Origin of the sequence: Deinococcus sp. QL22, assembly GCF_023370075.1 — a bacterium.
Taxonomy (GTDB): domain Bacteria; phylum Deinococcota; class Deinococci; order Deinococcales; family Deinococcaceae; genus Deinococcus.
Window position 1 is genome coordinate 1,668,270 of sequence record NZ_CP097149.1, and the last position, 18,383, is coordinate 1,686,652.

At 62.9% G+C, this 18,383-nt stretch carries 22 protein-coding genes; 14 read left to right on the forward strand and 8 right to left on the reverse strand.

Annotated elements, in window-relative coordinates:
• Window positions 1–22 precede the first annotated feature (22 nt).
• The 5 genes from gcvT to hisF form a co-directional block, all read right to left on the reverse strand.
• Window positions 23–1,096: a glycine cleavage system aminomethyltransferase GcvT gene (gene gcvT, locus M1R55_RS08260; RefSeq protein ID WP_249391343.1), complete on the reverse strand. Its 1,074-nt coding sequence runs from the start codon at window positions 1,094–1,096 to the stop codon at window positions 23–25.
• A gap of 3 nt (window positions 1,097–1,099) precedes the next feature.
• Complete coding sequence (locus M1R55_RS08265; protein ID WP_249391344.1) at window positions 1,100–1,687, reverse strand: 5-formyltetrahydrofolate cyclo-ligase; 588 nt, start codon at window positions 1,685–1,687, stop codon at window positions 1,100–1,102.
• Window positions 1,688–1,766: 79 nt separating this feature from the next.
• A complete protein-coding gene (locus M1R55_RS08270; RefSeq protein ID WP_249391345.1) occupies window positions 1,767–2,636 on the reverse strand; it encodes a DUF4394 domain-containing protein in 870 nt (289 codons plus the stop codon).
• Window positions 2,637–2,895: 259 nt separating this feature from the next.
• Complete coding sequence (hisIE, locus tag M1R55_RS08275; protein WP_249391346.1) at window positions 2,896–3,582, reverse strand: bifunctional phosphoribosyl-AMP cyclohydrolase/phosphoribosyl-ATP diphosphatase HisIE; 687 nt, start codon at window positions 3,580–3,582, stop codon at window positions 2,896–2,898.
• The gene (gene hisF, locus M1R55_RS08280; protein ID WP_249391347.1) at window positions 3,579–4,400 is read right to left on the reverse strand and encodes an imidazole glycerol phosphate synthase subunit HisF; all 822 of its coding nucleotides are present in this window, start codon (window positions 4,398–4,400) and stop codon (window positions 3,579–3,581) included. The genes hisIE and hisF overlap by 4 nt, the downstream gene beginning before the upstream one ends.
• Window positions 4,401–4,657: 257 nt before the next feature.
• Here hisF and M1R55_RS08285 point away from each other — a divergent pair, with 257 nt between their 5' ends.
• The 4 genes from M1R55_RS08285 to M1R55_RS08300 all read left to right on the forward strand — a co-directional run bounded on the left by M1R55_RS08285 (window position 4,658) and on the right by M1R55_RS08300 (window position 6,451).
• Entirely contained in the window at window positions 4,658–5,095 is a 438-nt protein-coding gene (locus M1R55_RS08285) for a response regulator (protein WP_249391348.1), read from the forward strand.
• 63 nt (window positions 5,096–5,158) lie between these two features.
• A complete protein-coding gene (locus tag M1R55_RS08290) occupies window positions 5,159–5,713 on the forward strand; it encodes a hypothetical protein (protein WP_371827092.1) in 555 nt (184 codons plus the stop codon).
• A complete protein-coding gene (locus M1R55_RS08295; protein WP_249391350.1) occupies window positions 5,710–6,126 on the forward strand; it encodes a DinB family protein in 417 nt (138 codons plus the stop codon). Before M1R55_RS08290 ends, M1R55_RS08295 begins: the two co-directional genes overlap by 4 nt.
• 16 nt (window positions 6,127–6,142) lie before the next feature.
• Complete coding sequence (locus M1R55_RS08300) at window positions 6,143–6,451, forward strand: hypothetical protein (protein ID WP_249391351.1); 309 nt, start codon at window positions 6,143–6,145, stop codon at window positions 6,449–6,451.
• A 154-nt stretch (window positions 6,452–6,605) separates the two neighbouring features.
• On the opposite strand, the gene M1R55_RS08305 is transcribed toward M1R55_RS08300, so the two are convergent.
• Entirely contained in the window at window positions 6,606–7,244 is a 639-nt protein-coding gene (locus tag M1R55_RS08305) for a pyroglutamyl-peptidase I (RefSeq protein ID WP_249391352.1), read from the reverse strand.
• Window positions 7,245–7,400: 156 nt separating this feature from the next.
• Between M1R55_RS08305 and M1R55_RS08310 the strand changes: the two genes are divergently transcribed.
• From M1R55_RS08310 to glmU, 9 genes are all read left to right on the forward strand, one after another.
• Entirely contained in the window at window positions 7,401–8,246 is an 846-nt protein-coding gene (locus M1R55_RS08310) for a DNA-formamidopyrimidine glycosylase (RefSeq protein WP_249394172.1), read from the forward strand.
• Entirely contained in the window at window positions 8,243–8,902 is a 660-nt protein-coding gene (pdxH, locus tag M1R55_RS08315) for a pyridoxamine 5'-phosphate oxidase (protein WP_249391353.1), read from the forward strand. Before M1R55_RS08310 ends, pdxH begins: the two co-directional genes overlap by 4 nt.
• Before the next feature lie 110 nt (window positions 8,903–9,012).
• Window positions 9,013–9,891 carry a hypothetical protein gene (locus M1R55_RS08320; protein WP_249391354.1) on the forward strand — a complete coding sequence of 293 codons (879 nt, stop codon included), beginning with the start codon at window positions 9,013–9,015 and terminating at the stop codon, window positions 9,889–9,891.
• 64 nt (window positions 9,892–9,955) lie between these two features.
• Entirely contained in the window at window positions 9,956–10,372 is a 417-nt protein-coding gene (locus M1R55_RS08325) for an organic hydroperoxide resistance protein (RefSeq protein WP_249391355.1), read from the forward strand.
• Between the two features lie 220 nt (window positions 10,373–10,592).
• Complete coding sequence (locus M1R55_RS08330; RefSeq protein ID WP_249391356.1) at window positions 10,593–11,321, forward strand: SDR family oxidoreductase; 729 nt, start codon at window positions 10,593–10,595, stop codon at window positions 11,319–11,321.
• 366 nt (window positions 11,322–11,687) lie between these two features.
• Window positions 11,688–11,927 (forward strand): twin-arginine translocase TatA/TatE family subunit, encoded by a 240-nt coding sequence (locus M1R55_RS08335; protein WP_249391357.1) that lies wholly within the window; start codon window positions 11,688–11,690, stop codon window positions 11,925–11,927.
• 18 nt (window positions 11,928–11,945) lie between these two features.
• Complete coding sequence (gene tatC, locus M1R55_RS08340) at window positions 11,946–12,713, forward strand: twin-arginine translocase subunit TatC (protein WP_249391358.1); 768 nt, start codon at window positions 11,946–11,948, stop codon at window positions 12,711–12,713.
• A gap of 144 nt (window positions 12,714–12,857) precedes the next feature.
• Window positions 12,858–13,790, forward strand: a complete 933-nt coding sequence (lgt, locus tag M1R55_RS08345; RefSeq protein WP_249391359.1) for a prolipoprotein diacylglyceryl transferase — start codon at window positions 12,858–12,860, stop codon at window positions 13,788–13,790.
• A 135-nt stretch (window positions 13,791–13,925) separates the two neighbouring features.
• Window positions 13,926–15,386 carry a bifunctional UDP-N-acetylglucosamine diphosphorylase/glucosamine-1-phosphate N-acetyltransferase GlmU gene (glmU, locus tag M1R55_RS08350; RefSeq protein WP_249391360.1) on the forward strand — a complete coding sequence of 487 codons (1,461 nt, stop codon included), beginning with the start codon at window positions 13,926–13,928 and terminating at the stop codon, window positions 15,384–15,386.
• A gap of 169 nt (window positions 15,387–15,555) precedes the next feature.
• Here the strand turns inward: glmU and M1R55_RS08355 are convergent, their stop codons facing one another.
• Complete coding sequence (locus M1R55_RS08355; protein WP_249391361.1) at window positions 15,556–15,993, reverse strand: helix-turn-helix domain-containing protein; 438 nt, start codon at window positions 15,991–15,993, stop codon at window positions 15,556–15,558.
• Window positions 15,994–16,084: 91 nt separating this feature from the next.
• Here M1R55_RS08355 and M1R55_RS08360 point away from each other — a divergent pair, with 91 nt between their 5' ends.
• Entirely contained in the window at window positions 16,085–16,831 is a 747-nt protein-coding gene (locus tag M1R55_RS08360; protein WP_249391362.1) for an SDR family oxidoreductase, read from the forward strand.
• A 130-nt stretch (window positions 16,832–16,961) separates the two neighbouring features.
• Here the strand turns inward: M1R55_RS08360 and M1R55_RS08365 are convergent, their stop codons facing one another.
• Window positions 16,962–18,335, reverse strand: a complete 1,374-nt coding sequence (locus M1R55_RS08365) for an MFS transporter (protein ID WP_249391363.1) — start codon at window positions 18,333–18,335, stop codon at window positions 16,962–16,964.
• Between the last annotated feature and the right edge of the window lie 48 nt (window positions 18,336–18,383).

Consider the following 18,383-nt stretch of genomic DNA (forward strand, 5'->3'; position numbering starts at 1 on the left):
TGCAGAAATCTTCAGGAGCTGTTCAGGCCCGCTTGTAGAAGGGCAACTCCACGCGCCGCGCCGGGTGCAGCTTGCCGCGCACTTCTACCTCATAGGCGTCGGCGTTTCCAGCCTCAGCAGCAACCAGCGCCATTCCAATCGGGTGACCCAGCGTGGGGCTGGAGCTGCCGCTGGTGACATGACCTACCACCGCGCCTCCGAGGTGCACCGGGTAGCCTTCGCGCACCGGAACCTTGTCCAGCGCCAGACCGATCAGCTTTTGTTTGGGCGCGGTCTGAATGTGTTCTGCGCCGAGGTGGGCGGTGTTCTTGACCACCCAGGTGTACGTGCTGCTGAGCGGGTGAATATGATCGGCGAACTCATGGCCGTAGAGGGGAAAGCCTGCTTCCAGCCGCAAGGTGTCGCGTGCGCCGAGGCCCGCAGGCGTCAGGCCGATCGCCAGCATTTTGTCCCAGATGGTTTCGGCCTCCGAGGCGTCGGTAAAGACCTCGAAGCCGTCCTCGCCCGTGTAGCCGGTACGGGCCAGCCACACATCGAAGCCAAACAGTTTGGCAGCAAAATAGGCGTTCTTTTTGGCAGCGTTCAGGTCTACGCTGCTGTGCGGTTGCAGCATGGCCTCGGCTTGTGGCCCCTGCACCGCCAACAGCCCCCAGCGGTCTGATTCGTCGGTCAGGGTCACGTCAAAGCCCGCTGTGTGCTGCTGCAAATGCGCCCAGTCCTTCTCTATGTTCGACGCATTGACCACCAGAAAGAATTGCTCTGCGGCCACGCGGTACACATAAACATCATCGACCAATCCGCCCGAATCGTTGGGCAACCAGTTGTAGGCGGCGCGTCCGGGCTTCAGCTTGGTCACGTCGTTGGTGGTCACGCGGTTCAGGAAGGCGGCGGCATCTGGCCCAGTGATCCGGAACTCGCCCATGTGGGACACGTCGAATACGCCTGCCCCGGTTCTCACGGCGTCGTGTTCGGCCTTCACGCCGCTGTACTGGACGGGCATATCCCAGCCGCCAAACGGCACCATTCTGGCCCCGGCACGCAGGTGGGCGGCGTGCAGCGGCGTGCGCTTCAGCGTCTGTTCGGGGGTCAGGGTCACCCGTCAACTGTAGCGAATGGGGGGCGTGGTCGTCCGGGTGGTACGGACACCCAGTTCAGTTGCCAACCACTGTCCCCGCACGTCATGGGCCTCGGTGGGCAGTGTGGGCACGATCAGGTCTGCCCACACCACGCCCACCGTCAGGCCCGTAAATCCGGGCAGCAGGCGGTCATAGAAGCCGCCGCCGTAGCCTAGGCGCACGCCCTGTTCATCGAAGGTGAGGGCGGGCAGCAACACGGCGTCCACACTGCCTAGCAACACACGCGGCGCACTTGCAGGCGGCTGAAGCGCCCCAAAGCGGCTGAGTTCGGTGGCCGTCTCCCAGGCATGGAGGGTCAGATGAGGCTCCGGCTTCCAGCGGGCGCGGGGAGCCAAGAGTTCAAATTGGCCTGCCAGCGCCGACACATCCGGCTCTCCTGGCAAGGCCCGGTAAGCCAGCACACGCCGCGCTCTGTGCAAATGCAAAAAGGCTGCTAGATGAGCGGTCAGTGCCTGTGATTGATCTGGTAAAGCTGCCCGAACTTCCCGCGCCCACGCCCGCCATTCACTTTTGGATGCAGTTGGAATGGGGAGATCTGAACTGGGCGGCATCCCCAAAAGTATGCAACGTCTACCCAACAAAACAGAGCAAGCCGGGACTGCTCCCGAACTTGCTCTGATAGGTTCTGGCTTACTTGGAGAGCGGGGTTGCGGCGGCGGGCCGGGCCGGAAGGCTGACGGCAAACGTCTTCAGGCTGCCGTTGATGGTGGCCGTCTGGGTGGTGGCTCCGGTGGTCAGGTTGACGGTATACAGCGTGGCGGTATTGCCAGTGCTGGTGCTGAGGTACGCCTCGTTCGTGCCCACGATGTCAAATCCGGTTGCGCCGTCACGGGCGTCTATGTTCAGGGGCCCAACCGTATTCAACGTGCTGAATGCTGGCCCCACCGTATGCATGACCAGTGAATCCGTACCTGCGTCGATGGAGTACAGGACTGTGGCGGTGTCGGCAGCCGTGAACCCAGCAAACGAGTTGGTGTAGGCGGCGGCGGTCAGCATGGGATTGGTTCCGGTTTTGGAATCGGTTGCCGCGTAGACCAATTTGCCGTCCGCAGTAGTTCCAGCGGTGGCGGGGCTTCCCAGCGGCGTAATCCGGAAGTTGTCGTCGGTGCTGTTGAAGACGCGCAGGCGGCGAGCAACGGGGTTGAAGTCCATCGCGGTGGGCGTGCCCAGCGTCGTGCCGACATAATCCTTAGTGAGTGCGCCGGTGGCCGGGTCAACCTTGTACAGCGTGCCGTTGCTCGACAGGCCATACAGGGCGCTGTCTACGTTCCAGAAGTCCAAGTCCACCAGGGTTTCGCCCGCGCCCAGACCTGTGAAAGCGCGGGTGCTGTAGCTTGCGCCCGCGTTGCCCAGGCCAAAGCTGGCGAGTTGCCCGGTGGCGTCGATCCCGTAGGCCATGCGCCCGGTGGGGGCTTCGGGAACAGCAGTGAAGTTGCAAGAGGCAAGGGCAACAGTAGAAACAGCGGCGAGCAGGGCGAAGCGGGTCAGTGTTTTGTTCATGGGTGGAACCTCCGGGTGGGGCTTTAGATAGGTATAAGCGAAAGCCGCCCATTTGGATCACAGGGCGGCTTTGGGCGGTACTTTAGGTGTCTCTCATGCCTGGAGTTGTGATAAGGATTCCGGGAGATGAACGGACAGGCGGTGCGGTTCTGACCGTACGGGAATCATACGGAATCCGTACTTTCTCGTACTCGCTCCGCTCGAATTGGATCCCGTAGTTTTGGGATTCAATCGGAGTCCGTATGAAGAATGCTCAGATTCAGCCGATCTCTTTTGGCCCCTTCAGGCCCGTTTTGCCCTCGCGGGTTCGCAGCACGGCGGCCACATCGGCAGGCGCGACGCCCACTTCGGCCATCGCAAACAGCGTATGAAAGAGCAAATCTGCGACTTCGGTGGCAAGCTCGGCGCGGTCTCCATTTTTGGCGGCCAGCAGCACTTCGCCGCTTTCCTCACTGATTTTCTTCAGCACCCGGTCTAGGCCTCCGGCGTGCAGGCGGGCCACATAACTGGTTTCGGGCAGCGTGGCGAGGCGCTCGGTGATGGTGGCGTACACGCGTTCCAGCGTGCCGTCCAGTCCGTTCTCTGTGGCGGCGTGATGGGCTGCCGCTTCCGGTTCACCCTCCAACAAGGAGCGGTAAAAACAGCTGTATTCCCCGGTATGACAGGCCCCCCCGGTCTGTTCCACGCGGTACAGCACGCTGTCTCCATCGCAGTCCATGCGCACATCCACAATGCGCTGGGTGTGGCCGCTGGTGACCCCCTTGATCCACTGCGCTCCCCGCGAGCGGCTGAAATAGGTGGCCTCGCAGGTGGCGAGTGTGCGTTCTACGGCGGCGCGGTCTGCGTAGGCCTGCATCAGCACTGCGCCTGTGCGGGCGTCTTGCGTCACCACGGGAATCAGTCCATCGGCGCCAAAGTTAAGGTCGGAAAGAGAAGCGGGACTCATACCGTGTAGCCTCGCACATTGTCAGAATCCGTATCCTGCCAGTCGGGGCGCACCGCGATTCCTTCGGCCTGTAGGTAGGCCTTGACCTGCGGTACGGTCAGTTCTCCAAAATGAAACACGCTGGCAGCGAGGGCCGCGTCGGCGTTCCCACCCTCATCGCCGCCGCGCAGCACGTCGCGGAAGTCGGTCAGTTGCCCGGCCCCGCCCGACGCGATCACGGGCAGGTCTACGGCGCGGGACACGGCGCGGGTGGCGTCCAGCGCAAATCCGGCGCGGGTACCGTCGGCGTCCATGATGTTCAGACACAGTTCGCCCGCCCCAAGCTGTTGCCCGCGCACTGCCCACTCGATCAGATCCAGCCCGGTATCCACGCGCCCGCCGCCCACATGCACCGTCCAACCCTGCCCATTGGCGCGGCGTTTGGCGTCTATGCTCAGCATCACGCACTGCGCCCCATGGTGGTCGCTGGCCTCCCGGATCAACTCTGGGCGCTTCACGGCCCCACTGTTGACACTGATTTTGTCTGCGCCCGCCATCAGCAGTTGCCGGAAATCCGACAGGTGGTTCACGCCGCCGCCCACCGTCAGGGGCATCATCACCTGTTCGGCCACCTGCGCGGCCACGTCCAGCATCAGGCTGCGGCCCTCGTGCGTGGCGGTGATGTCGTAAAATACCAGCTCATCGGCCTGCTGCGCCTCGTAGGCCTGCGCCAACAGCAGGGGATCTCCGGCGTCTCGGTGGTTTTCAAAAAACCGGACGTTCTTGACCACACGCCCGTTCTGGACGTCGAGGCAGGGAATGATGCGCTTAGTCAACACGTCCCCAGTGTAGGGCGGCGACCAGAACCAGAGGCCGCACCCACCCACACCTGGCCTGCGCTCCACTGGTGACCCCCAGTCATTTCTTGATCAGGTTCATATTGCACCCTTGGTGTAGGTAAAGAAGAATTTAGAAATCAAATCATATTTTGTGTTTTGAGCACATAAATCTGATCAAACCTTGATATAATCTTCATAGTCTAGGGATAGACTGCAGTTCAAGACGCATTTTCACGAAAAGGGGGAAGGGAGAGACTGTGGAGCAACGCCGAATTCTGCTGGTGGACGATAACCCCAACGATGTGGAGTTGGCACTGACGGTGTTGCGTGAAAGCGGCGAGCATCAGCAGGTGTTCCACAACGTAACCGTGGCGAGCAGCGGGGCCGAGGCCATTGCCCTGCTGAACGCCAGTGGGACGTCCAATCTTCTCCCCGACGTGATTTTGCTGGATCTGAAAATGCCGCAGATGGACGGCTTGGCTGTGCTGGACGCCATTCGCGCCACCGTCCGCACCCGTGATATTCCAGTGGTGATGCTGACCACCAGTGGTGAACCCCGCGACATCAGCGATTCTTATGCACACGGGGCCAGCGCCTACGTCATCAAGCCGCTGGATTTCACTCAGTTTCGGGAGGCCATGACCACCATTACGGCCTTTTGGACGCAACTGAACCGCCGCCCGAATCTGCGCTAGAAGCTGGCATTCAGGGGCCCAATTGCGTCTCTGACACCCTCCCCAGCGTCTCCTTCACGTAGCATGCAGGGCGTGAACGTGGCGCGGTGGGGATTATCGGTGATTGCAGGGCTTTCGGCGGCGCTGATTGCGTTCGGCGTTATCTATGTGCAGGGCGACCTCGGCGGCGTGATGCGGTTCCTGCGGGCGCGGGGCGACCTGCGCGACATCATTGCCAGCGGTGCGGGCGCGGCAGAAGTGGCGGCGGCCAAAGCACAGGCGTTGGCAGTGGCCCAGAGTTTTGCCGTGCCAGACGTGGCCGTGCGCCTCGTGCCGCTGGAACTGCTGATCGGGCTGATGGTGGGCGCGTTCGTCTGGTGGCTGTTTGGCCGCCGCGTGGGGCGTGCGCTGGGTGGAAACGAGCGCCCAGACGTGCAGGAGCGCATGGTGTACCGCCTGGCACACCGCAAAGGCGGACGCTTTACGCTGGCCGATCTGAGTGCCAGCAGCCCGCTGACGCCCGCGCAGGCCCAGGCCGTGACCCGGCACATGGTACAAACTGGCCGCCTGCTGAACGATGGCGACGGCATATACCGCCTGATCCAGCAGCATCAAGCTCAAAATCGGCGGTCCTTATGACTGTGGTCTTCTCAGCAGATGCTCTGGCTACGTTGCTGGACGAGGCCAACCAACATCCTTGGGAGAGTGTTCGCTCGGCGTTGGCGGGGGCCGAGGGACAACCTCATCCCCGGATTGCGGCGCTGGCCTCGCACCTGACGGCCACCAAACGGGCGTACTGGACGCTGATTTCTGGTGTCGCCAGTGCTGGGAGCAATACTGTGCCGCCCCCACCCGGCGACGCGGGCCTGACCCGCCTGATGGCATGGGAAGTGGCCGCCGCCCGCGCCCTGCCCGAATCGGCGCTGAGCCTGCTGGTCACGCATTCCGGCACGCCGCTCACCGTATCCGAACTGCTGCGCCTGAACGCCCGCCACACCGCCTGGCACGCCGGACAGATTGCCGCGTTGGCTCGCCGCGAACGCTCCGCTTAATTCAGGTTCTTGCCTGATGCCCACCGAGCGCCCCTTTCTGCACGACCCTGATCCGGGTGGCACGACGCCGCTGGGGGCCGTGCCGCCCGCGCTGTTCGATCTGGCGGTCAACCGCGCCGACGCTGCTTTGCGCGGGCTGCGCCCCAAGCATCCAGAAACGGTGCTGGCCGCGTGGCACGCCCGTACCCGCTTTGCCCGCCGCGTGCCACTGGCCGCAGTGCTGGCAGCGTTGGCTCAAAAGCCGTCCGAACCGTCAGTATCGGGCTGGCACTGGGCCGGGGGAGCGGCGGGGGGATGGGTCGCGGGGCGTGCGCCGTTTCCGTAAGTGGTTTGGCTTCCAAGTCCGGTTAAAGTCGCGTGTAGACCCCCAGTCTGCTTCACAGCCAGCCCCTTAAAGGGGAGCGAAAGTGCTTTTGTCCTCCCCTCTACGGGGGGCGTTGCACAGCAACGGGGGTTCACCTTCCGCCTTCACGCACTTTTTACCCCAACACCCCCGCCGCCACCCGCACCGCCCGCGTCAGTTCTTCCTGCGGCAAATAGGGAAGCGGCGGGCGGTCCGGAGCCACTGCCAGCGCAACTTCGGCATTGGCGGGCAGATGCAAAAACCCGGCGGGCACGTGGGCGCGGCCCTGCGTTTGCAGGATGTAAAGCGCGTGGTACATCACGTAATTGCAGACATACAGACCCGCCGTATTGCTGATGTCGCCCGGAATGCCCGCCGCCCGCCACGCCGCCAGCATGGCCCGCATCGGCAGCGTGCCCAGCAGCGCCGGGGGGCCAGCCACTTCGGCAGGCTGATCGCGGTAGGTTTGCCCCGCGTTGTCTGGAATCTGAAAATCCATGACATTCAGGGCCACCCGCTCCAGCGTCACCTGTGGCCTGCCTGCCGCGAGACCCGTCAGCAGCACGGCGTCTGGCCGCAGTTCGCCCAGCAAGGGCAGCAATCGGGCGCGGGCGGGGTGAGGTTCGACGGGCAGGAGAACCGAATGAATACGGAGGTTACCCGGCAAGATCAGACCGTCCAGAGCTTCGGCAGCGGCGGCACTGGGGTTGCTGGGGTGCGTATGAAACGGCTCGAAGCCCGTCAGCAGGAGAGTACGGCCAGCGCGGAAAGTCATGGGTGCAAGATACGGAATGCAGGCTCATGTCGGGGTCAAAATCTCCCGATGTGTGGTGGCTCTGGGCCGTGAACTGTGAACCGTGAAGACCCACAGTCTTTGCAAATGATGTTCCAGCACGCACTGCCCCGGCCCGCCGCGTCCTATGCTCGCCCCATGCCCGAACTGCCGGAAGTGGAAACGACGCGCCGCAAAATAGAGCCGCTGCTGCGGGGCCGCGTGATAGAGCGCATAGAACACGACGCGCCGCACAGGTACCGCGACACCCATCTGGCGGTGGGCCGCCGCGTGACCGGACTCTCCCGGCGCGGCAAATACCTGATGCTGCAACTGGCCGCCGCCGAAGCAGACGGCGAGCCGGACGCTCTACACGACCTGGAACTGATCGTGCATCTGGGCATGACGGGCGGCTTCCGGCTGGAGGCGGGCAAGCACACCCGCGTGACCCTGACCACCGACGGCGGCACGCTGCATTTTGACGATGCGCGGCGCTTTGGCAAGATGGCGGTGGTGCGCCCCGGCCAGTACGCCACGATGCCCACGCTGGCCGGAATGGGGCCAGAACCCCTCACCGACGACTTCGAGGTGGCCGATTTTGTGGCGCGGGCAGTCACTTGCGGGGCCGTGAAGCCCTGGCTGCTGTCTCAAAAACCAGTCAGCGGGGTGGGCAATATCTACGCCGACGAGAGCCTCTGGACGGCCCAGATTCACCCAGCCCAGACCCGCCTGAACGCAGAAGAAGCCACGCGCCTGTATCACGCCGTCCGCGAGGTGATGGGCGCGGCGGTAGAGGCGGGCGGCAGCACCCTCAGCGACGGCACCTACGCCCAGCACGACGGCGAGGCAGGAGCCTACCAGCACCGCCACCATGTGTATGACCGGGCCGGAAAGCCCTGTGACCGCTGCGGCACCACCATCGAAAAAATCGTGCTGGCCCAGCGTGGCACCCACTTTTGCCCACAGTGTCAGAAGGTACAGCGTCAGAAGGTGGGGGCGGTATGACCAAGCTCCCCGAACATGATTTGACGGCGCTGCGCCTGAGCTATACCCGTGCCGAACTGCGCCGTGCCGACCTGAACGCTGACCCGTTGGCCCAGTTTCAGGGCTGGCTGGACGAAGCGATTGCTGACGGCCTGCGCGAACCGTATGCCCTGAGCCTCGCTACCGCCGACAGCGCGGGCCGTCCCTCGGTGCGAACGGTGCTGCTGCGTGGGGCCGATGCACGCGGCCTGACCTTCTACACCAATTACGATTCCCATAAGGGGCACGACTTGGCAGCCAATCCGCAGGCAGAACTGCTGTTTCACTGGGCCGATCACGAGCGGCAGGTGCGGGCGTATGGCCCGGTGGTGCGTGTAAGCGACGAGGAAAGCACCGCCTATTTTCATGCCCGCCCCCGTGAGAGCCAGTTGGCCGCCCATGCCAGCGACCCGCAGAGTGCGCCTACTCCTAACCGTACGGCGTTGGAGCAAAAGCTGGCCGATCTGGAGGCCCGTTTTCCCGAAGCTCTGCCCGTGCCCAAACCCGAATTCTGGGGCGGATTCCGCGTATCGGTGCAGGAATGGGAATTCTGGCAGGGCCGGCCCAACCGCATGCATGACCGCTTCCGGTACGCACAGCAGAGGGGCGGCTGGAACATAGAGCGGCTGATGCCCTGAGTTTTTCCTGATGTGCCGAGTGGCCTGCCCCCAGCGTATAAAGGTCAACGGGGAAGCTGCCGAGAAATTAGCCTGAGCAGAGTGCGGGCAGCCGCGTCTAAACTGCGGGCATGAGTCTGAGTGTCGTGGAGTCCAGCGTGCGTTCACGCATGGGCGATCCTGCATTCAGCGCCGATGTTCTGTTGGTCACACCGCAGATCGTCGCCGTCCTCAGCGGTCTGGATCTCAGCAGCGGCCGCCAAAGCGTGAGCCTGCCGCATGGCCTGACGCCTGCCCGGTTTGCTGCGACGGTGGGCGCGGCGGGCCTGCGTGCCCTGCCCGAAAGGGCTACGTTGCGCGGGGCAGTAGACGCGCTGACTGCGGGGCTGGCCGGAGCCTTGGCCCGCGTGCAACCGGGCAGCTTGCCCCTGAATGTGGGCTTTGCCTTTGCCGCCATCAGCAATGCCCGGCGCGAGGTGTGGCGCGTGGGGCCGATCAGCGTGCTGCACGAAGACCCCAGCGGCGCGGCGGCGCTTCCGCCCTCATTGGCGGCAGTGGCAGCGGGCCGCGCCCTGATTCTGCATGCCCTGTTGGCCGGAGAACGCGAACGCCAGGCCAGTCAACAGAATGGTGAAACCGTGGTGGCCGGAGAGCTGGCCCATAACCTACGGATGCATGACCCCAGTTTGCCCCTCTTGGCCCCGCTCTTGGCCGCCCACGCCGCCCTCGCCAACGATTGCGGCCCGCTGGGATACGGCCTGATCAATGGCCGCCCCGTGCCCGACAGGTTGCTGCACCTCCAAACGCTGGGTGTGGGCAAGCATGAGGTGGTGTTCGCCACGGCGGGCTACCCTCAACCCGGCCCCACCCTGGCCGTCACCGAGCGGCATCTGACCGAACTGTTGCGGGCCGATCCCCTGCTAATAGAGCGGCATCCGTACATCCGGGCGCACCGCCCCGACCATGAGGGCTACGCAGACCGGGCGTATGTACGGGTGCGGGTCAGGTAACCCCACGGGTAACGCCCGCCTCTATCCCTTGCCCTGGCCCACTTCTCCGGCGCATTCTGACCCCATGAGCAATCTCTACACGGCACAAGCAGTCGCCACCGGCGGACGCAGCGGTACCACTACCAGCAGCGACGGGCGCATGACCCTCAACCTCAGCGTGCCCACAGAGATGGGCGGCGACGGCGGCCCCGGTACCAACCCGGAGCAATTGTTTGCGCTGGGCTACGCGGCCTGCTTTCAGGGCGCACTGGGCGTGGTCGCCCGCCGCCAAAAGATAGAACTCACCGACGACAGCACCATTACTGCCCGTGTGGGACTGGAGAAAAAGGGACTGGGCTTTGGGCTGGACATTGAACTGGTGGGCCACTTTCCTGGCCTGAGCACCGAACAGGCAGAAGGCCTGATGCACGCCGCACACGCCGTTTGCCCCTATAGCACGGCCACGCAGGGCAATGCGGATGTCCGCCTGAGCGTGGTGTAAAAAAGTCGTGAGTGGTCAGTGGGACAAGCGTGGTGGTCGACTGATCTGCGCTTTGAACAACAACCACAGAACTGGTTAAAAACTCTCCTCAGAGTCTCCTGTTCCAGAAACATGCCCGCCGTGTTTCTGGATTTTTTTGGACTGTACCCGCAAGTGTGAACAAAGAGTGGAAGATCTTTTCTTCTCTGCCCTGTGACTTTCCCCGGTGTACCGTAACCCTATGACCTTGTTCAGATTAGATGGCAAGCGGGCGTTGGTGACGGGCGGCAGCCGGGGGATCGGCCTCGCGGCGGCGCATGATCTGATGAGGCTGGGCGCACAAGTGACGCTGGCCGCGCGGGGCGAAGACGCCCTGAAAGCGGCGGCAGACGCGCTCGGCGCACGCTGGGTGGTGGCCGATGTGAGTACACCGGAAGGTGTGCAGACTGCTGTGGCCGCCGCCGGGCAAATCGACATTCTGGTCAGCAACGCGGGCGGCCCGCCCCCAGCCCTGCCCAGCGCCGTGACCGAGGACGCGTGGCAAGCGGGCCTGAACACCACCTTTCTGAGTACGGTGCGGCTGGCGGCGGCGGCGGTGCCCGGAATGCGGGAGCGGCGTTGGGGGCGCATTATCGCTGTGACCAGCCTGACGGTGGGACGGCCTGCCCTGAATCTGCCCGTCAGCAACGCGATGCGGGCCGCCGTGACCAATCACCTGAAAACACTGGCCCTCGAAGTGGCTGCCGACGGCGTGACCTGCAACACGGTGGCCCCCGGCTACACCGCCACAGACCGTCTCCGCGCCCTGCACGCCGACCCCGCCGACGCCGACAAACTGACCGCCAAGATTCCCGCCCGCCGCTTTGGTGAACCGAACGAGGTAGGAGCCGCCGTGGCGTTCCTGGCGACCCGCGAGGCTGGGTACATCACCGGGCAAGAAATCCTGGTGGATGGTGGCTGGAGCATCTGAAGTTGGGGGCGTAAAAGCGTCTAAGGGTCTAAGAAAAAGCTGGAACTCAGCTTCAAGCTGTTGCCCTTTCTTGAACCCTCGACCCTTAGACAACGCACCCATAACCTCAGCCGCACCCACCCCAGATCAAGCCTTCATGTTGACAGCCAGTTAACCCACCAGTGATCCAATTTGACCTGCCCCGCATACATTCAGGATAAGAAGGCCGCAGAGGGGCGGGACAAGCTGGGGCCAGCCCGCACGGGTGAACCACCGAAGAACCACAGAAAGCAAGCCCACACAGCCCTTCATAGGCACGCGCTACCCTACACTCAACCGCTTGGCCCACTCCGGGCAACCCATCATCGCAAGCACAAAGGAGTCAACATGTCATTCGGGCCACTGGAAATTATTCTGATCGTTGTCGTTATCGCCCTGATCTTTGGCGCACGCAAGCTCCCCGAACTGGGCAAAGGCCTCGGGCAGGGCATTAAGAGCTTCAAGAAAGAAATTCATGACCCCGTGGCCCCCGTTGTCACCGACGTGCATTCTCATACCCTCGACCCCGTGCGTACCGCAGATGGCCGAATCGTAGAAACGACGGTTACCGAAGTCGAGCGGCGTTAAGGACAGGGGCAAGCGGTCATGATGCAAGACCTGAAAAGTGCGCCGCTGTTCGACCACCTCGACGAACTCCGCAAGCGCCTGATTTACAGCGTCATCTTTCTGGTGCTCGGCATGGGCGTGGCGTGGAATTACCGCATCCCCCTGATCGAACTGCTGAAGGAACCGCTGAAGTATTCCGAGTTGTATCAGGAAGGCAAGGTCAAGCTGATCGTCACGCAGCTCACCGACCAATTTTTGCTGAGCTTCAATATTTCGCTCTGGGCGGGTCTTGCTCTCGCTTTGCCGTTCATCTTGTGGCAGGTATGGGCCTTCGTTGCGCCCGGCCTGTACGCCAACGAGCGCAAGTGGGCCGTGCCGTTTATCGCCGGTGCAGGGCTGGCCTTTGCAGGCGGCGTAGTCTTCGGCTTTCAGTTGGTGCTGCCCACGATGGTGCGCTTTTTCGTCGATTTCTTGGGCGGTACGGTAGAGCCTCTGCTGAACCTCGCCAGTTACATGGGCATGATCATCACCTTCCTCGTGTCGTTCGGTCTGGCCTTCGAGATGCCCATTCTGGCTGTGATCCTCACCCGTATCGGCATCGTGAACCACACCATGCTCCGCAAGGGCTGGCGCTTTGCCCTCGTGGGCATCATGGTGGCCGCTGCCATCATCACGCCGACTCCTGACCCCGGCAGCATGTTGCTGGTGGCTGGCCCGCTGTACCTCTTGTTCGAACTCGGCGTTGTCCTGTCTCGTGTGTTCCGCATTCAGCCGCCCGCCGAAGAAACCCCAGCGTTAGAGTTGTAAATTTCCCTTCCCAATCGGCCTGTCTTCCCTCCAGAAGATGGGCCATTTTTATTGGTTTCCATCTTTGATCCAGCGGGGTGGGCGACCTATAGGCGGCCTTTCATACCCAGCCCGCCCACATCCGGCATACACTGACCCCAACTTATGGATCCTGTTTTCTTGCAAATCGGCAGTTTCACCATTGCCTGGTACGGCGTGCTGATCACGCTGGGCATCGTCGCGGGCGTGTGGGTGGGCACACGCATGGCCCGGCAACGTGGCCTCAACGTCGACCTTTTCAACGACATCATTCTCTGGATGATCATCTGGGGACTGGTGGGCGCACGCATCGTCTTTGTGGCGACCTCGTGGAACCAGTTCGAGAACATTCCATTCCCCCGTATCCTCCTCGACATCATCAACTTGCGCCAGGGCGGCATTTCTATTCACGGCGGCCTGATCGGCGGGATTCTGGTACTGATCTACTACACCCGCCGCTACAAGCTCAATTTTTACCAGTACGCTGACCTGTGCGTTCCCGGCGTGGCGTTCGGCATCATCGGCGGGCGCATCGGCAACATCATGAACGGCACCGATACGGTGGGCCGCGTGACGGGGTGGCCCATCGGCTACCGCTGGCCCGACTCGGCCCGCTCCTTTCACGACGGCATGTGCGTCAAGGCCGCCAACCCCGACATGGATCTGTCTCAGTATTGCCAGCAGATCGGCGGGCAGGTTGTTATGACCGCGCCCGTGCATTTCACGCAGCTCTACGGCGTCTTTATCGGCATCGTCCTCAGCATCGCCGCGTATTTTTGGCTGCGTTCGCGCAAGCCGGGCTGGGCATTCTGGCAGTTCTGGCTGTGGTACTCCATCCTGCGGGCGGGCTTAGAGGAAACCTTCCGCCTCAATCCCCTCAGCGTCAAAAGCTTCCTCGATCAGGGTCTCGACCGCCCCGGCATCGGCCTCTGGACAGATACGCACCTGATTTCTGTTCCTCTGATCATCGCCAGTATCTGGTTCCTGCTTCAACTTCGCAAACAGCCGGATACGCGGGTTGATCCGGTGGTGTCTGTGGTTCCGCCCAAAACGGCGTAAAGTCTTGTCGGCAAGATGAAAACCAGTGCGGGGCGGCGGGCGAGTGGAAGATAGTTTCCCTTGCCCGCCTTGCTGTAGTTGCTCAGGTGGATGTCTAGGCATCCTGTTGTCCCAGACCCGTAGACTGACTGAGCAATGAAGAACAGTAACCGTCCACTGGACGTCGTGATATTGGCAGCGGGTCAGGGAACCCGCATGAGGTCGGCGTTGCCCAAAGTGCTTCACCCGGTGGGGGGCCGCCCGATGGTGGCGTGGGCCGTGAAGGCCGCGCAGGAACTTGGCGCACGCAATGTTGTCGTGGTGACGGGGCATGGGGCTGCACAGGTCGAAGCGGCGCTGGCAGCCACAGGCGTGACTTTTGCCCGGCAGGCGCAGCAACGCGGCACAGGCGACGCCTTCCTCAGCGGGGCCGCCGCGCTGCCCCTGTCCGGCTCGGCGCAGGCGGGCGACGCCGATATTCTGGTGCTATACGGCGATACGCCGCTGCTGCGGCCCAGCACCCTGCAGGCCTTGCTGCACAGTCATCAGGCCAGCGCGAGTGCCTTTACCATCCTGACCGGAGAACTGCCCGACGCCACCGGCTATGGCCGAATTATCCGCGACGAGACTGGCAACGTGACCCGGATCGTGGAGCAAAAGGGAGCCACCGATGCCGAAAAGGCGGTGCGCGAATTCAATTCCGGCGTGTATGTGATGGACGCCCGCGCTCCCCAACTGGCCCGCCAAATCGTGCCCAACAATGTGACAGGCGAGTATTACCTGACCGACCTGCTGGCCCTGTACCATGCCGCCGGAGCCGCCGCTCAGGCCTTTAAGCTGGACGATATAGACGAGGTGATGGGAGCCAATGACCGCACCGGGCTGGCCGAAGCCGAAGCGATCTTGCGGCGGCGCATCAACACGGGCCATATGCGTGGGGGCGTCACATTGATCAATCCCGACACCAACACGATTGAAGACACCGTGACGCTGGGACAGGACGTGACTGTAGAGCCCGGCGTAATCCTGCGCGGCAACACGCGGGTGGCCGACGGCGTGACGCTGGGAGCCTACAGCGTGATTACCGACAGCGTGCTGGAACCGGGCGTGGTGGTGCGGCCCCATAGCGTGCTGGACGGCGCGGTGGTGGGTGCGGGCAGCGACGTGGGGCCATTTGCCCGCCTGCGCCCCGGCTCGGTGCTGGGTGCGGGCGTGCATATCGGCAACTTTGTGGAAACCAAAAATGCCCGCCTATCGGACGGAGTGAAGGCCGGACATCTCGCCTACCTCGGAGACGTGACGGTGGGCGCAGAAACCAACATCGGCGCGGGCACGATCATCGCCAATTTCGACGGTGTGAACAAACACCAGACCAGCGTCGGCGCGGGCGTGTTTATCGGTTCCAATTCCACCCTGATCGCCCCGCGCACGGTGGGCGACGCGGCCTTTATCGCTGCCGGAAGCGCCATTCACGACGATATTCCTGAAGGCGCACTGGCTGTTGCACGCGGCAAACAGCACACCATGGAAGGCTGGTCGCGGCGCTACTGGGGCGGTATGCGCGAAAAAGTGGGCCAGAAATTGCCTTGGCTGGCGGCGTGGTTGGAGCGGCAGTAAGCGGAATGAGCGGGGGAAGGGCGGTCTAAGGGTCGAGGGTCGAAGGGTCTAAGAATTGCTTGAAACCCTACAGCCAGCTGTCGCCCTCGCTCCTGACAGGCAATTCAGCAGCGAATCCGCTCCAGCACCTTAGACCAAGCCCCCAGCGTCATCAACTCCTCTCCCAACCCTATCCTTGTACTCCCGTCCGCCGCTCCTGAAAAGCTCGGCGGGCTTGTTCGATGGTGTCCCGGTGCTGCTCGGCCCAGATCCACACGCCGCAAAAAGCTTCGCTGAGGCTGAGGCCCAGTTCGGTCAGTTGATACTCCACTTTGGGCGGAATTACCGGAAACACGGTGCGCGTGACCAGGCCATCGGCTTCCATCTGGCGCACCGTTTTGGTCAGCATCTTCTGGCTCACGCCGCCGATCAGTTCGCCCAGCCGGGTAAAGCGCAGCGGGCCGTGTTCGGTCAGGGTTTCCAGGGCCAGCATCGTCCATTTGTCGGCCACCCGGCCAATGATTTCGCGCACGAGGGCGTCTAGCTCTGGGTCTTCCTGTTGGGTGTGTTCTGAATAATCCCGCACAGGCATTAAGATTGCGCGGGTCTTGTTCTGGTCGTCTAGCACATCACTCTCCTTTGGATAAGTATGGAACTTTGCGGTGCCTACTTCCCGTTGGTTCGTGCGAAGTCTACGATACATGGCAAGGAGAATCACCATGAATCACACAGGCAATACCATCTTGATTACAGGCGGCGGATCGGGCATTGGCCGCGCTCTGGCCGAAGCTTCTTTTCAGGCGGGCAACCAGATCATCATCGCGGGCCGCCGCCAGGAGGTGCTGGACGAAACGGTGGCCGCCAATCCCAACATGAAATCGGCCCTGTTGGATATCGCTGACGCCGACGATATTCGCCGCTTTGCCGCCCGCCTGACTGCCGACTTTCCGGCCCTGAACGTGGTCATTCACAACGCCGGAATCATGCGGCCCGAACAGTTGCAGGCCGCCGCGCTAGACGATGCCGAAGCCACCATCGCCACCAACTTGCTTGGCCCGATCCGGCTCACCGCCGCGCTGTTGCCGCATCTGCTAGCTCAGCCCACCGCTGCCATCATGACCGTCTCGTCGGGGCTGGCCTTCGTGCCTATGGCCCTGACCCCCACCTACAGCGCCACTAAAGCCGCACTCCATTCCTACACCCAATCGCTGCGCCATCAACTGCGGGGCACGGCGGTAGAAGTGTTCGAACTCGTGCCGCCCTACGTGCAAACCGAACTGATGGGGACGCAGCAGGCCAGCGATCCTCACGCTATGCCGCTACAAGAATTTATAGATGAAACCATGCAGTTGCTAGGCCAGTTGCCCAACGGTGGAGAAATATTGGTCGAGCGTGTGAAGCCGCTGCGATTGGCCGAAGCGACGGGCAATTACGAGTTCATGTACGGCCAAATTAACCGGGAGTAGGGTCAAGTCGGGGGCGGTCTAAGGGTCCAGGGTCGAAGGAAGGGCAAAAGCTTCAAACCGATTCTCTGACAACCAAAGTGGGAAGCCTTGATTAGTCTCAAGGCTTCCCACGTTTCCAATTGCTGCTCTCCTACCCGCCCTTTGCCGCCGCCAAGCCGTCCAGATACTCCCGGTCATCCACGCGGCGCACGCTGGGATTCAGCAGTTGCACGGCGGCCACCACAACGACCAGTACACCCATGCCCACGATGACCGGGCCGGGGGGAAACCTGGTGGCGAGGGCCGACACCAGCGCCATGCCCAGCGGCACGGTAAAGCGCGAGATCACGCGGCGCACGGCGAACACGCGGCCCTGCATTTCGCGGGGCACCTGAGCCTGCCAGATGCCGCCGCTGTGGGCCATCGCAAAGGGCATGGCAAACACGGTGAGGCCGAACAGGGCCGCCGTAAGAGGCAAGCTGCGGCTGAGGCCCATGCCGATAATGCCGAGGCCGATGACGAGGCTGGGCACCAGAATGCCCAACACGCGGTTGTGTTTCAGGCCGCCCCACGCGCTGATGACCACGCCGCCCAGCACCATACCCGCACTGGTGATGGTCGTAATAATCGCCAAAGCCGCCGCAAAGCCGAGGCCGCGTGCCGTCCAGTCATCTTCCAGCGTGTAGCGGGTCAGCAGGGTTTGGTACACCGGAATGGCGCTGGCAGCAAAGTTGACGGCGGCCCCGATGAGCAGCAGTTGCAGCAGCGGCGGACGGCGCACCAGATACATCCAGCCGAGGCGGGTGTCAGCTTTCACGGTAGCCACTGCGCCCCCGGCACTCTCGGCGGGCGGCGGGCTGGGAATGTTCAGGCGGGTCAGGATCAGGGCGGCCAGCAGATAACTCAGGGCGTCTACACCCAGCGCAAACGGCACGCCGTCGCGCAGGCCCGCCAGCCAGCCACCCGCACCGTTTTTGCTCAGCAGAACAGGCACACCGATCAACAGCGCGGCGGTGGCTGGCCCCAGCAACCCGCTGATCTGGCGAGTGGTATTCAGCAGCCCGTTGGCCCGCGTCAGCTGTTCGTCGGGCACGATCATGGCGAGGCTGGCATCCATGGCCGCCTCGTGCAAAATATCGAGCGACTGGGTGGCAACCACGAACAGCAGCAGCACCCAGAACGGCGCAGTCGTGAACAGCATCAGGGCCGCCATGCCCAGCGTCAGCAGGCCGCCCAGGGTGTCGCAGACGGCCATCAGGCGCTTGCGGTCGGTGCGGTCTGCCAAGCTTCCGGCAATGGGGGCCACCAGCACGGCCAGCAGCGTAGCGGCAATTGCCAACGCGCCCGTTGCCAACGCAAATTCGGCCTTTTGGTCGGCGGCGGGATACAACGTTTGGGCCATGTAAATGGTCAGCGCGAACCAGGACAGGGCGCTCCCGAATCGGCTGACCGACTGCGAGGCCCACAGCGCCAGGAATGTCCGCCAGCCGTTAGGAGGCACGCCGGGGGAAGATTGAGTTGCCATGTACCTGACACTTTAGTGCGCGTACTGTGACCTTGTGTGCAGATTCGT